Source organism: Luteibacter sahnii (genome assembly GCF_034063545.1).
GTDB lineage: Bacteria > Pseudomonadota > Gammaproteobacteria > Xanthomonadales > Rhodanobacteraceae > Luteibacter > Luteibacter sahnii.
In genome coordinates, this window is record NZ_JAQLOK010000005.1 from 176,025 (window position 1) to 189,986 (window position 13,962).

General features: G+C 64.8%; 7 protein-coding genes and 1 tRNA gene. 7 read left to right on the top strand and 1 reads right to left on the bottom strand.

Translation table 11 applies throughout. The features are described from left to right. Positions 1–111: 111 nt before the first annotated feature. The 3 genes from serS to PI246_RS14745 all read left to right on the top strand — a co-directional run bounded on the left by serS (position 112) and on the right by PI246_RS14745 (position 3,087). Complete coding sequence (gene serS / locus PI246_RS14735) at positions 112–1,392, top strand: serine--tRNA ligase (RefSeq protein ID WP_320552065.1); 1,281 nt, start codon at positions 112–114, stop codon at positions 1,390–1,392. Between the two features lie 96 nt (positions 1,393–1,488). Beyond that, positions 1,489–1,578, top strand: a tRNA-Ser gene (locus PI246_RS14740). 81 nt (positions 1,579–1,659) lie between these two features. Then, the gene (locus PI246_RS14745) at positions 1,660–3,087 is read left to right on the top strand and encodes a DUF6538 domain-containing protein (protein ID WP_320552066.1); all 1,428 of its coding nucleotides are present in this window, start codon (positions 1,660–1,662) and stop codon (positions 3,085–3,087) included. A 268-nt stretch (positions 3,088–3,355) separates the two neighbouring features. Here the strand turns inward: PI246_RS14745 and PI246_RS14750 are convergent, their stop codons facing one another. Continuing rightward, positions 3,356–7,693, bottom strand: a complete 4,338-nt coding sequence (locus PI246_RS14750) for a hypothetical protein (protein WP_320552067.1) — start codon at positions 7,691–7,693, stop codon at positions 3,356–3,358. A 498-nt stretch (positions 7,694–8,191) separates the two neighbouring features. Here PI246_RS14750 and lexA point away from each other — a divergent pair, with 498 nt between their 5' ends. From lexA to PI246_RS14770, 4 genes are read left to right on the top strand one after another with little or no spacing between them, the layout of a single operon-like run. Continuing rightward, complete coding sequence (lexA, locus tag PI246_RS14755; RefSeq protein WP_320552068.1) at positions 8,192–8,812, top strand: transcriptional repressor LexA; 621 nt, start codon at positions 8,192–8,194, stop codon at positions 8,810–8,812. Further along, positions 8,812–9,435, top strand: a complete 624-nt coding sequence (imuA, locus tag PI246_RS14760; protein ID WP_320552069.1) for a translesion DNA synthesis-associated protein ImuA — start codon at positions 8,812–8,814, stop codon at positions 9,433–9,435. The genes lexA and imuA overlap by 1 nt, the downstream gene beginning before the upstream one ends. A gap of 12 nt (positions 9,436–9,447) precedes the next feature. Next, positions 9,448–10,848, top strand: coding sequence for a Y-family DNA polymerase (locus PI246_RS14765; protein ID WP_320552070.1), 1,401 nt, complete (start codon positions 9,448–9,450; stop codon positions 10,846–10,848). Beyond that, positions 10,845–13,928, top strand: coding sequence for an error-prone DNA polymerase (locus tag PI246_RS14770; protein WP_320552071.1), 3,084 nt, complete (start codon positions 10,845–10,847; stop codon positions 13,926–13,928). Before PI246_RS14765 ends, PI246_RS14770 begins: the two co-directional genes overlap by 4 nt. The last annotated feature ends 34 nt before the right edge of the window (positions 13,929–13,962 follow it).

The following is a 13,962-nucleotide window of genomic DNA, read 5'->3' on the forward strand; positions in this document are numbered from 1 at the left end:
CGCGGACCGCGCCGCTACGGGCACCCCGTCGGGACCCTACGCGACCCCCGTGGTGCGACACCCTGACCCGATTTGCCATAATCCCCCTTCGCACCCAATGGAAGCCCCCTCATGCTGGACCCAGTCCTCCTGCGCGGCCGCCTCGCCGAAACGGCCGAGCGCCTGCGTACCGCCCGGCATTTCGAACTCGACGTCGCGACGATCGAGCGCCTCGAATCCGAGCGCAAGGCGCTCTCCACCGAGACGCAGGAGCTGCAGAACCTCCGCAACACCCGCTCCAAGGCCATTGGCCAGGCCAAGGCCAAGGGCGAGGACGTGGCGCCGCTCATGGCGGAGGTCGCCGGCATCGGCGACAAGCTGAAGGCCAACGAGCACGCCCTCGTCGAGGTACAGGCAAAGCTCGCCGACATCGCCCTGGGTATCCCCAACCTTCCGGACGACGCGGTCAGCATCGGTAAGGACGAGAGCGAAAACGTCGAGATCCTTCGCTGGGGCCACGCCCGGCCCTTCGACTTCCCCGTGCAGGACCACGTGGAGCTCGGTGCCCGCCACGGCTGGCTCGACGCGGATGCCGGCGCCAAGCTCAGCGGCGCCCGCTTCACGGTGTTGCGCGGGCAGCTTGCGCATCTGCACCGCGCGCTCGCCCAGTTCATGCTCGACCTGCACACCACAAAGCACGGCTATCTCGAGCACAACGTGCCGCTCATCGTGAACCCGGATGCGATGCAGGGCACGAGCCAGCTGCCCAAGTTCGAAGAAGATCTCTTCCACACCAAGGTGGGCGACGCCAGCCGTTACCTGATTCCCACGTCGGAGGTGGCCCTGACCAACCTCGTGCGCGAGAGCATCGTCGAGGCCGACGACCTGCCGATGCGCCTCACCGCGCACAGCCTGTGTTTCCGCGCCGAGGCCGGCAGCTATGGCCGCGACACCCGCGGCATGATCCGCCAGCACCAGTTCGAGAAGGTGGAGATGGTGCAGATCGCCACGCCCGAGACGAGCATGCAACAGCTGGAAGAGATGGTCGGCCACGCCGAGGTCGTGCTCCAGGCGCTGAAGTTGCCGTACCGGAAGGTGATGCTGTGCACCGGCGACATGGGCTTCGCCGCCGCCAAGACCTACGATCTCGAAGTGTGGCTGCCCAGCCAGAACACCTACCGCGAGATCAGCAGCTGCTCCAACTGCACCGACTTCCAGGCCCGCCGCATGCAGGCCCGCTGGCGCAACCCCGCCACCGGCAAGCCGGAACTGGTACACACGCTCAACGGTTCCGGCCTGGCCGTGGGCCGCACCCTGGTCGCCGTGATGGAAAACTTCCAGCAGAAGGACGGCAGCATCGAGGTCCCCGAAGTGCTCCGTCCGTACATGGCCGGGCTGGAAGCCATCGCCTGACGGCAGGTTCGGTTACAATCGGCGCGCCGGGGTGACCTGGCGCGTTTTGAGGTAAGACCGTGGCGAGCTGCAATGGCTGCCATGGTGGAAAAAAACGGAGAGATGGCCGAGTGGTTTAAGGCAGCAGTCTTGAAAACTGCCGTAGGTGTAAGCCTACCGTGGGTTCGAATCCCACTCTCTCCGCCATAAGCTCCCAAGGTGTTCTTTTTCAGCCACTTAGGTGAGGCTGGAGAAATTCGGTGGTAGGCACCCGCAAAGGCACTTCGCATGCGGCTAGCACATCATCTTGATCGTTCTCCCACGGGGATGTTCCATTTTCGGCAGAAAGTGCCGTTAGACCTTCGAGGGGTGTTCCGACTCACGGTGATTCGCCGTAGTCTTGGGACGCGAAACCCTCGCATGGCACAGGTGCAGGCCTATGCCTTGTCCGCGCGCTGCGCGGCACTGTTCGACCAGGCAAGGAGGCTGAGGGGAATGAAGCAACCGGCACCCGACGATCCCTTTCTTTTGGATGTGGACGACCCCGGGCACCCGCTGCACATTGCCCCATGGAAGCTGGAGCGAACCTCCAACGGCTTTACTCTGGCGACGGAGGGTGACTCTGCCCAGGAGCATGCCAAGGCTGTTGAAGTGCTTCGTGTGCTGATGGGCGCTCAGCCGCTGCCGTCGTCGGCGGTCGATGCGCCTGTGCGCGGCAAGGCGCGAGCGTCACGCGTCAGACCTGGCATCACGGTTGGGGAAGCCGTACGGAAATATCTGCTGACGCTGGATTCGTCGTTGCTGCCAGATAAGACGCGCAGCCAGAAGAAAGCGGCCGTCGACGGCTTTGCGCGGTGGAAGGGGCTTAAAGCGCCGCTCGCGGAGGTCGCCCGAACGGACGTGTCGGAGTGGGTGCAAAGTCTTCGCACTCAGCAGCTCGCAACGCCGACGCTGGCGAACAAGGCGAGCTATTTGAAAGCATTCTTCGCGTGGTCGCAGAGCGCTGGCTACTATCCAACCGGTGACAATCCGGCTCAGGGCCAAGTGAAGTATGGCATCCGAGAAAAGCGACTCCGCAGGAAGCTTGGCTTTGAAGCATTCACTCCAGAGCAACTGGCGATCATCTACGGGCCACGATTTTCGACGCTGCGAAAGGAGGTCCGGCTGGGTGCGTTGTTAGGCCTTTATACGGGTGCGCGCGTGTCTGAACTCGGCCAACTGTGTCTCGCCGATTTCGTGGAAGAGGATGGTTTGCCGTGCATCCGAATCAGTGCCGACGGCGAGGGCCAGCGCCTCAAGACCGACGCCAGTGCCCGCACCGTGCCCCTTCATCCTCATCTCATCAATTGGGGATTGTTGCGGCATGTCGAGTCGCTGCGAAAAGCTGGCCAGACCAGGCTTTTTCCACGGACTAAAGTGGGATCTGTGAATGGGAACGGTAATTTTTTGTCGGCCGCATTTGGGCGTTATATTAAGGCCGCCGGTGTGGCGCCTCGGGTCGGAAAGGTCGGTTTTCACAGCCTACGGAAAACAGTGGTGCAAATGATGCAGAGCGCCGGCGTACCCTCCGAGTATCGAGCCCAGTATGTGGGTCATGAATTGGGGGACGAGCATCACGCAGCCTATTCTCGGCGATACAGCATGTCGGAATTGGCGGCTAAAGTGCATCCGGCGCTGCATTCACTGGGTTATCGTGAAAGCACTGGCGACCGATAATTTAAATCGACGAACGGATGCTGACCTGCTGCGCCGAGTGACCAGGCTTAGCCCTTTGCACATCGTGCAAGTCTCCACCTTTAGCGCCCAAGCGGGTTCGGAGGTGGGGACTAGAATGACGAGCCGATCCCGGCGTCTCGGCGTCTGGTCTAGAAAGCGGTAGTGGCCAGCCCGCCTAATTGCGACCTTAGCGCGACTTGCGATGCATCACCCTAGAAGCTAAGGCGAGGGACGTTCAGCCTAGGTGGCGTTCCTCGTAGTTCTGTTCCTAGTCGGTGCTTCCGTCGCGTTCGAGGCCCAAACGCGGTCGAAGGTCCAATACCCTTGCTGCGACGCGCACTTGGCCCTGCAGTTGTTGCTCAGTGCGCTTCGCCTCAGCAGAGAGGAGCTGACGCAGGCCATCTACGCCGATTCGCTCGCCCGTGTCCGGGTGGCTCCATCCCCGATTTCTGCCCACGGTGACCAGAAGGCAGCCCGCACGCCGATCTTTCGGGGCAAGGTACTTGCGAACCAGTTGGCCCTGAATGGTGTCCCGAAGCTCTGCGGCCGATGCATTTTCACCCACCTTGAGTTCGATTACGCCCGTGACCGACGACGCGCTCGACACCAGGCGGATATCGGTCTCTTTTTCGTCTGCGGACACGGCCTCTTGATTGACGCTGTAAATGCCTGCGGCCAGCCGCTCCAATTCGTGACCAATGTTCCGGCGCATCTCCCGCTCGATCCTCACCCGGGCCCATGTCTCTCGCGGCGACGTGTCGGAGAGCAGCAACTCTTCCAGATCGTCGAGCCGGTCACTCAACAGTGTGAACATTTGGTCTCGCGTCATGGGCGGCGGCGCCGCGCCACGCAAGACCGCCCGCACCTGGGTGAGCGTGAGCGGTTCGCCCTCGGCCTCCCGGGCGGCATGCGCGAGCGTCAGTGCCCGGGCGCGGTCGGCGAAGGTTCCAATCAGCGGGTCGTTCGCCAGAGCCATTTTTGCGTCCCACGCCCCAACGCCGTCCGATTCCAGAAGCGCTGTGAGGAGCGCATTGCGGCCCTGCTCAGCACCATCTCGCGTATCCGGCGTGAACGAGCCAATGTGCTCCACATCGTCCTCTCGACGCACATGGGTATAGGCTAGGCGCGTGAGGCGCAACAACAGATCGGGCGTGAACCGCTCATCGCGAGCATTGACACGCATGGCCTCGTGCCGATCGCCGAAGAGCCCACCCAGCAACCGCGCGCCGTCGCCCAGCGGACTAACCGGATATTGCGTCAAGCGATGTTCGAGGATGGCAGTAGCAGCCAGAGGGTCCAGGAAAAACGCTGCGCTGAACCAGAGCAGCTCCCAGCCGCCGGTGACCGGACGTGCCAAAGCCTCGAGACTCGTGCTCAGCAGCGCGGCCCTCGCGGGAGGGCTGCCGTGCTTCAGCACAAGTCGAATCAGGCGCTCAAGTCCATAGGTGGGCTTGGGAGGCGTTGAGCGTGCCGTCAGGTCCGCCGCTTGGGAGGACAACCACGCCTCTAGGTGAGGCATGGCCAGAGCTTGCAGCACCGTGTCGGCGTACTCCATGTGCTGCAATGTCGTAGGGTGTGCCTCGGGGTCATGCAAGCAGGCCAACTCGTCATCAAGCAATTGAGTCATCGTGGCCCGAACCGCGCCTGGATGAGCGGCAGCCAATGCAGGCAACCACGGGGGAAAACGGTTGAGTTCGATCGGGATATAGCGCGTCGCCAAGGCCGCCTCGGCAGGGGAGAGCCGCAGCGCCCAGTCATCGTCTTCCGATTCAGCGGCGAGCGCAGCGTTGCCCATGCCCCATCGCAGCAGCGTGGTGTTCCGTTCAGCCGGTGGACGCTCGTGCGGAAGTGTCGGCGTGTCATTACGCCACACGGTCCGAAGGGCGTGCTTGAGCCGATTGGCAATATCAGCACCAAGGTGTGACTCTAAAAACGGCCGGTTCCAGCCCGTGTGATGGCCGCTTTCTTCATGCTGACGCATGACTGCCCAGATGTTCCAAGCGGTACCATACGCGCGGTCCTTGGTGAAGAACGCCTCCGGGTCCGCCAATATCTCCCGGACGAATTTTTGCCAGCCGGCGCGTCGGTCGGCCTCTTTCTTGGTATGCAACTGGCGTCGGCGTGCGTCAGTCGCGCGCATCCGTCGCAGCTCCGGATCAGCTCGTCGCGCATTGGCGACTCGCGCCACGCGCGCACTCAATTCGGGGTCGTCGGCGACTGCGCTGGCGAGCGCCCGTAGGCGTGCTGTCGGCGAAGGAAAGGCGGGGGCAATGCCTTGAAGGACGGCGGTCAGCGCCGTGGCGCGTAAGGCGGCGGATTGGTCACGGTCGCCAACGATTGCCATGACCCAAGGTCCGTCGGCTGGCGACAAGCGAATGAGACCAGCCTCATCCGAGGCATTCAGGCGGTCGAACGCATCGCCCGTTGGATGAATCCCTTCCAGCAGGGCATGGCAAGCGGTGAACGCCACACACCGCAAGGATTCCGGCCAGGCGGAGGCGGTGGTACGCAGTTGCGCCGCGAAGTCCTTCCCTATGGAATCTTTCGCCGCCACCTGGACTGCAACGATGCTGGCCACCAGCAGCGTGCTCGACAATGGTTGCTCGACCAGTAGGCGCACGCACACCGCAGCAAGCAATTCTGCTAGGTCGGGGCGGGTCGTCCGATATCGAGGATACTCCGAGCGCGTCCAGTGCATCCCTCGCATCACGCTGGCCACGAGGCCGTCGCGCAGCCGTTCCAAGTAAGTCGGCTCGAACGTGTCGTGGGTCACGTGGTAGCACAGCGAGCGTGCGAGATCGCGGCCGGGGCTGTTGCGCCCTGCGGCTATGCGGTCCAACAGGGTACACAGCGTGTCGGCACCGATGTGGCGCGGAACTAGACGCAAGGCAACGGACGCAGCGATGCCATCGGGCCAATCGGCGGCATCCAGCGCCAGCTGCTGGGCTAAGTCGGGCAGCCGTGCATCGTTTGCTGCGGTCAGCGCCTCCGCAGCCCAAATCCGTTCCAAATGATCGCCGTTCGCGTCGGTCAGCACCGAAAATGCGATCCGGGTGCCAGCCTCGCTGGGCCACGCCGCGAACATCTGCAGGAAGAGCTTTCGAACGTCTGGGTTGGTCAGACCTCTGTCCCAAACGTCCGGCAGCGCCGACATGACCTTGGCGCAGGCAAATCGCTGGATCTGGACTGGATAGAATTCCACACCTTCGCGCTGCCGACTGCCGACCCGGGTGACGTACGCCATGAGGGCACGCAAGCGGTCACGCTCGTCCAGCGTTTCGGGGTCGCCGTACTGCAGCAGTGCCTCGGGCTCTCTAGCGATCACCGCCTCAAACACATCGCGCGACCGCGCTGCTAACCAGACGGCCGTGGGGCGCATGGACGGACGGATGACCTCAATGCCTTGGGGCGTGGTGGCGAACAGTCGTTCGGCTACATTGCGCCATGGTGCACCGCCCTCCCTCAGCGCGTTGAGTTGCTCAGCTGCTAGAAATTCGACGACGGAGCGGTGATGGAATCGGACACGCCCGTAGCCCGCATGGCCGAACAGCGGACGCTCCAAAAGGGCTTTGACTTCATCGTCGGTCCAGCCCTCGAGCACATCCCGAGGATCCAACACCGTCTCAATGGCATGCTCAGTGTCGGAGTCGACGCCGTGCTTCAGCGCTAGGCGCCGGGTCAGCTGCATTGTGAGCGCGAGCGCCCTGGCTCCTTTCATCGCCTTGTCGAATGGCAGCTGCCGCTCGTTGCGGCGGCGGGCGCCACGAAGCTTCACTTCGGCGTTCCTGGCGACCTGATCGCGGTAGGTGCGCAGACGACCCTCCGCCTTCCACACGCCAATCAGCTCGATGAGATCCTGCGGACGGCGTGCGAATGCGAAGGCGTTCTTCGCCGAGAGCGCTTCCATGAATGCAGTGGGGTCAGTGACCCCATGCGCGGCAGCAAACCGCACCACTTCTGACTCCGACAGCGGCAGCAAGCCCACCGTGCGGACCACGGGGATCGGGTCGCGGACTTCTGTTCGACGCACTACCGATCGCGTACCCATGGCCGCCTCGACGAAACCATTGCCCGGTTCGGTTTTCGGCTCCTCAACCTCCATGCGGTCCGGGTAAGGCAGGATGTTGATGATGGCTTGTCGGTCAAAGTCGGTCGGGCGCGAGGTCACCACGAAGCGGGCTCGGTGGGTACGGGGGCCTATGGCGCGATTGACCGCGGTCAGCGCCTGTTCAAAGCTAGCTTTTAGCAAGAGTTCGTCCACAGAGTCGAGGAAGAACGTGGCCACGCTAGCCGGGTCATCGAGCCAAGCGTGGAAACGTTCCAACGCCTCGCTCCCTAGGGTGTTTGACAGTTCGCTGCGCTCCAGGCTGGCAAGCTCAATCCAGAACGCCGGTCTGCCTTCGTCCCACAGGCGCCGTTGTTGGGCTTGGCACTCGAAAGTCTTGCCGGTCCCCGCCTCGGCGACGATCAATACCCTCGGCGAGGTAAGCAGCTCGTTCCAGTCCATGGAGCCGTATCGGTCGAAGGCCCACGAAAACTCTGTATCCCGTCCGGCAGCTTCGTTCAGGTCAAAGAAACGGCGGTCAAACAGCGCTGGCATAGGCATGAGGCCACATCATCCTTGGTGCGTTTGCCGTCGCAGGGCTGGACGGCAGCTGGTCCAATTGTATCGGGCAGTCAAGCGGCAGAGTGTCTGCGAAATAGCCATGGTTACCCCGTGTTGGTGAAAGTGGCCATCGGGCATGGCTATTCCCGATGGCATTGTGTCGCGGAGTTTGCGTTCTCGCAGAAGCGACCCGGGTGACACCGCGACGATAGGCCTAGGTCTGACAGGGGCGTCCTCTTCACCGGCTACGGGGACAACGGCACGTGACTGCTTTGTTTCGATCGGCCGAATATGACGTCGGCGTCGGCGTCGGCGTCGGCGATAAGGCTGTATTTGCGCATCGTGTGGCGGGTCTCGCCTCCTGAGACTGCCTTCTCACATCCTCGCCCCTGAACCCACTTCACCCCGTTTGTGAGGTTCAGCGGGCATCCCGTTGATCCTTGCATGGGCAAATCTTGACCCTTCCATTTTCACCTAAAACGGTGAAAAGTGATGCCCATGACCCTGCTCTTGACCTCCCGCCAGCACAACGTTTTGGACCTCATCCGGGCACGCATTGCGCGGGACGGAGAGGCCCCGACGCTGGAAGAGATCGGCCAGGCCTTGGGCATCGAGCACGTCAGCGCGGTCCTCAAACATGTTCGCTCCCTTCAGGCCAAAGGCCGGCTGGTCATCGAGCCCAACCGCCCCCGCGGCATCCGCCTCGTCGAAGAGTCCGATCCCATGGCGGCGGACACCCTGGACCTCCCAATGGTTGGACGTATTGCGGCCGGCGAGCCGCTGTTCTCGGCGGAGCGCGTGGAGCGGTCGCTCCGGGTGTCGAAGTGGCTCTTCAAGCTCAAACCGGACTATCTGGTCGAGGTCGTGGGCGACTCGATGCGCGACGAGGGCATCCTCAACGGCGATTTGGTCGGGGTCCACGCTACCCCGGTGGCCCACCACGGCCAAGTGGTGGCCGCCCGCGTCGGCGGCGACCGCTTCACCATCAAGCGGCTGCACCACCAGGGTGACATCATCCGCCTGCTGCCGAACAGTCCGGGCTACCACCCGATTGATCCCGACCCCACGGACGACTTTGCCATCGAAGGACTGTTTGCAGGCTTGGTCCGGAGAGGCTGATGGGCGCAGTCGTTGCCCTATCCGACCTCGTCGAAGCCCGACGGGTCTGGCGCGGTCGTGCTGAACCCATCCCGGCCGGCGACCAGCCCACCGGCGTAGCTGGTCTCGACGCCGTGCTGCCCACCGCCGGCTGGCCCGACGCCTCGATCACAGAAGTGCTCATGCCGCAGGACGGAGTGGGGGAGCTGCGCCTCGTCCTACCCACACTGGCCCGGTTGACCCAGGGCAATCGCCCGGTGGTCGTCGTCGGGCCGCCGTATGTGCCCTTCGCGCAAGGCTGGCGCCAGCGTGGGCTTCGCCTCGGTCAGGTCCATTTCGTCCGTGCAGCCGACGCCGACGTCCTGTGGGTAGCCGAGCAATGCCTGCGGTCCGGTGCGTGCGCGGCCGTTTTGCTCTGGCCCAAGCAGGCCGACGACCGGGCGCTGCGCCGGCTGCAGGTCGCCGCTGCAGACGGCCAGGCCTTGGGCTTTGTCTTCCGCGACCGCCGGCACTTGGCCAACCCCTCGCCGGCCCCCCTTCGCCTAGAAGTCGCGGTCCAGCCCGGGCCTGCGGTGTGGGTGCGCAAATGCCGGGGTGGCAACCCACCGGCCCAGCCGGTCCCGTTCCCGGATACGGTCCATTGAGGGCGGCCGACGATGCTCTGGGCCTGCATATTGCTGCCATCCCTGGCGCTGGATGGCGTCCTCCGGCGTCAGCCTGACTCTGGCCCCGTGGTGCTGGTCGATGGCCCGGCGCAGACCCGGACCGTGGTCGCTGCCAACGCCGAAGCCAAGGCCGCCGGGTTGCGGGTGGGCCAGCGCCTGAGTGCCGCCCAGGCTTTGCTCGCCCAGTTCACGGCTTTGCCCTACGACCCCACTGAGGTGGAACGCTGGCAAACCTTCCTGGCCGGGGTGGCATATCGCTACAGTTCCGAAGTCGCACTGCTGCCGCATGCCCTCGTGCTCGAAGTCGGCCGCAGCCGGGGGCTGTTCGGGGAGTGGTCCGATATCGAGCGGCGTCTGCGGGGCGACCTGACCGATCTCGGCTTTCGCCACCGCCTTGCGGCCGCGCCGAGCCCCCATGCCGCCTATGTGCTGGCCGGGGTGCACGACGGGCTGGCGGTCGCCCACCCCGAGCACCTACGCCGGGCGCTCGAACCGGTGCCGCTGCGGAAAGCGCGCTTGCCGGCGGCGGCGAGCACAGCGTTGCCGCGGATGGGCGTGCGAACCCTGGGCCAGCTCCTGCGCATGCCCCGCGATGGCCTGCGTCGACGGTTCGGTGCGGAACTTCTTGATGCGCTCGACCAACTGCTGGGGGATCGGCCCGCAGGGCTGGACCTCTACGCGCCGCCGGACGCCGTCGACTGGCGCCTGGAGCTGTCGCACGAGGTGGAGAACATCGCCGCCTTGGTCTTTCCGGTCCGCCGTATGACGGCCGATCTCGCGGCGTATCTGGCGGGCCGCGATGGCGGGGTGCAGCGCTTCGTGCTGCATCTGGAGTATCGCGAGGGAGCGACGGAGGTCGCCGTCGGCCTGTTGGCGCCCGAGCGCGCGGCCCACACCTTGTTCGACGCCGCGCGCGGCCGCTTGGAGCAGGTGCGTCTGCCCGCACCGGTGTTGGCGCTTCGCTTGCGGGCGGACGACCTTCCACCGTTCGTGCCTGAAGGGCGCGACCTCTTCGACGAGCGGCCGGCGCATGCGCTGCCGTTCGGTCAGTTGCGCGAACGCCTGCGGGCCCGCTTAGGGGACGACGCCGTTTATCAACTGGCCACGACGCGCGATCCGCGGCCAGAGCGCTCGCAGCGTGTGGGCGCGCAGGACGAAGGCGACGCCGAAGCCTCGCCCCGGCCCACGTGGCTGCTGGAGCGGCCCATCCCGTGGCGTGGCGCGGCGCCCACCGTCGTGGCCGGCCCTGAGCGGATGGAAACCGGCTGGTGGGACGGTGGACCGGTGCGGCGCGACTACTACATCGTCGAAACAGCCCAAGGGCAGCGCGCGTGGGCCTTTCTGCCACCGGACGAAGCCCAAGGCTGGATGCTGCACGGCTGGTTCGCATGAGTGGCCCAGAGCCCCCCGGCTACGCCGAACTCCACTGCCTGTCGAACTTCAGCTTTCAACGGGGCGCGTCCACCGCGCGCGAATTGTTCGAGCGCGCCAAGGCCTGCGGCTATACCGCGTTGGCCATCACCGACGAATGCTCCATGGCGGGCATCGTGCGCGCGTTCGAGGCCGCACGCGATACCGGGGTGCGTCTGGTCGTCGGCACCGAGGTGCAACTCGAGGATGGGCCCAAACTTGTGCTGCTGGCCCAGACCAAGGCCGGCTATGTCGCGCTGTGCCGGATGATCACTCAAGGGCGTCGGGCGGCGGAGAAGGGCACCTACCGGCTGACCCGGGCCGACGTGGCGGACGGCTTACCGGGGACGCTCGCCCTGTGGGTGCCGGGGCGCGAACCCGAGGCGGAGCAAGGTGCCTGGGTTCGGGCCACCTTTGGCGAGCGCGCGTGGCTGGCGGTCGAACTGGTCAAAGACTTCAACGACGGGCGTCGCTGCGCCCAGCTCGAAGCGGTGGGCCGGGAGCTGGGCCTCCCCTGCGTGGCCGCAGGCGACGTGCACATGCATGTCCGCCGGCGCCTGGCGCTCCAGCACACCATGACGGCAATTCGCCACCGGCTGACGATCGCCGAGGCAGGTTCGGTGTTGTTCCGCAACGGCGAGCGGCACCTGCGCACGCGTGCGGCGCTCGCGCGCCTCTACCCCAGCGCGTTGCTGGACGAAGCGGTGCGCATCACCGAGCGCTGCACCTTCACCTTGGACGAGCTGCATTACGCATACCCTGCCGAATTGGTGCCCGCGGGCTATACCGCTACCGGCTGGCTTCGGGAACTCACGGAAAACGGGGTGCGTTGGCGCTGGCCCGAAGGGCCGTCGGCCACCGTGCGCCAGCAAATCGAGCACGAACTCGGCCTCATCGCCGAACTGCGCTACGAGTCTTATTTCTTGACCGTGCACGACATCGTGCGCTTTGCGCGCAGCGAGGGCATCTTGTGCCAAGGCCGTGGGTCGGCGGCGAACAGCGCGGTGTGTTTTGCGTTGGGCGTCACCGAGGTCGATCCGTCGCGCTTTAACCTTTTGATGGAGCGGTTCATCAGCAAGGAGCGCAACGAGCCGCCGGACATCGACATCGACTTCGAGCACGAGCGGCGCGAGGAGGTCATCCAATACATCTACCGAAAATACGGCCGGGAGCGCGCCGCGCTCGCTGCCACCGTCATCTGCTACCGAGCCAAAAGCGCGGTGCGCGATGTGGCCAAGGCCATGGGCCTGCCGCTCGAGCAGGTGGAATTGCTGAGCAAGGTGTTCTCCTGGTGGGACGGATCGATGTCCTTGGCGGCGCTGTTGCGCGAGCGCGGGTTTGACCCCGATAGCCCCGTGATTGGCCATGTCGTGACGCTGACCGTCGAGTTGATGGACCAACCCCGACACCTGTCCCAACACGTGGGCGGCTTTGTGATCGCCGACGCGCCGCTGCACGAGTTGGTACCGGTCGAGAACGCGGCGATGGAAGACCGCACGATTCTGCAATGGGACAAGGACGACTTGGACACCATGGGGTTGTTGAAGGTCGATTGCCTGGCGCTGGGCATGCTCACCTGCGTCCAAAAGTGTTTGAACCTACTGCGCCAGCACGAAGGCCAAGCGCTGACGATGGCCACCTTGCCACCCGAGGATCCGGCGACCTATGCCATGATCCAACGGGCCGACACGCTGGGCGTGTTCCAGATCGAAAGCCGGGCGCAGATGGCGATGCTGCCACGGCACCGGCCGGAGAATTTCTATGACTTGGTCATCCAGGTCGCCATCGTTCGCCCGGGCCCTATCCAAGGCGGCATGATTCACCCGTATCTGCGCCGCCGCCGGAAAGAAGAGCCGGTGGATTACCCATCGGAAGACTTAAAAGTGGTCTTTGAGCGGACCCTGGGCGTGCCGTTGTTCCAGGAACAGGTGATGAAGCTCGCCATCGTCGCCGCAGGCTACACCGCCGGCGAAGCCGATCAGCTGCGCCGCGCGATGGCCGCCTGGAAGCGGCACGGCGGGATGGAGAAACACCGCGAACGGATCATGGCCGGCATGCTGGAGCGCGGCTATACCACGGCGTTCGCTGAGCAGCTGTTCGAGCAGATCAAAGGATTCGGTTCGTACGGGTTCCCCGAAAGCCACGCGGCGAGTTTCGCCGGCATCGTCTACGCGTCCTGTTGGCTCAAATGCCACCACCCCGCGATGTTCGCGTGCGCGTTGCTCAACTCGCAGCCTATGGGCTTCTATGCACCGAGCCAAATCGTCCAGGATGCGCAACGCCATGGCATCGCCGTGTGGCCCGTGGATGTCCGCTACAGCACGTGGGATTGCTCCCTCGAACCGGATCCGCGTGGGACATGGGCCATCCGGTTGGGGTTTCGGCAAGTGCGCGGGTTCGCAGAGGGCGCGGCGAGCGCAATCATGGCAGCGCGAGCCCAGAGCATGTTCGGAGACATCGCGGATCTTTGTGCCCGGGCGGACCTCGACAAACGCCATCAAGACCTGCTGGCCGAGGCCAGCGCGCTGCGTGGCCTGGCGGGGCACCGCCACCGGGCCCAATGGGCCATCGCGGGCGTGGAGCCCCAGTTTCCGCTCTTCGGGGAGAGCCCGGTGGAACAGGGCGTTGTGCTGCCCCCGCCCACGCAGGCCGAAGATACCTTGGCGGACTACGCGCTCACGGGGGTGACCTTGGGGCCGCATCCGCTCCACCAGATCCGACACAAACTGCAGGCCGCGCGCTGGATGGACAGCCGGACCCTCCGTGGGTATCCGGACGGGCGATGGGTGAGGGTGGCCGGGATGGTCAACCTGCGTCAACGACCGCAAACGGCCAGCGGGGTGACCTTCGTCACCATGGAAGACGAGCACGGCATGGTCAATGTGATCGTCTGGAAGCGCACCGCAGACACCCAGCGGCGAGAGCTGTTGGAGACCCGATTGCTAGGAGTGGAAGGACAGTGGCAGGTCGCGGATGGGACCTGCCATCTGGTGGCCCGGAGGCTGGTGGATCTTTCGCACTTGTTGGGCGGATTGGATGCGCGGTCCAGAGACTTTCGCTGACATCCGCCACGACGCTTAGGGAGTCGGTGCCCCT

Excerpts from the sequence above, each read along its gene's own strand:
- serS (WP_320552065.1), top strand. The coding sequence starts at position 112 with ATGCTGGACCCAGTCCTCCTGCGCGGCCGCCTCGCCGAAACGGCCGAG.
- PI246_RS14750 (WP_320552067.1), bottom strand. The coding sequence starts at position 7,693 with ATGCCTATGCCAGCGCTGTTTGACCGCCGTTTCTTTGACCTGAACGAA.
- PI246_RS14765 (WP_320552070.1), top strand. The coding sequence starts at position 9,448 with ATGCTCTGGGCCTGCATATTGCTGCCATCCCTGGCGCTGGATGGCGTC.
- PI246_RS14770 (WP_320552071.1), top strand. The coding sequence starts at position 10,845 with ATGAGTGGCCCAGAGCCCCCCGGCTACGCCGAACTCCACTGCCTGTCG.
- PI246_RS14745 (WP_320552066.1), top strand. The coding sequence starts at position 1,660 with ATGCGGCTAGCACATCATCTTGATCGTTCTCCCACGGGGATGTTCCAT.
- lexA (WP_320552068.1), top strand. The coding sequence starts at position 8,192 with ATGACCCTGCTCTTGACCTCCCGCCAGCACAACGTTTTGGACCTCATC.
- imuA (WP_320552069.1), top strand. The coding sequence starts at position 8,812 with ATGGGCGCAGTCGTTGCCCTATCCGACCTCGTCGAAGCCCGACGGGTC.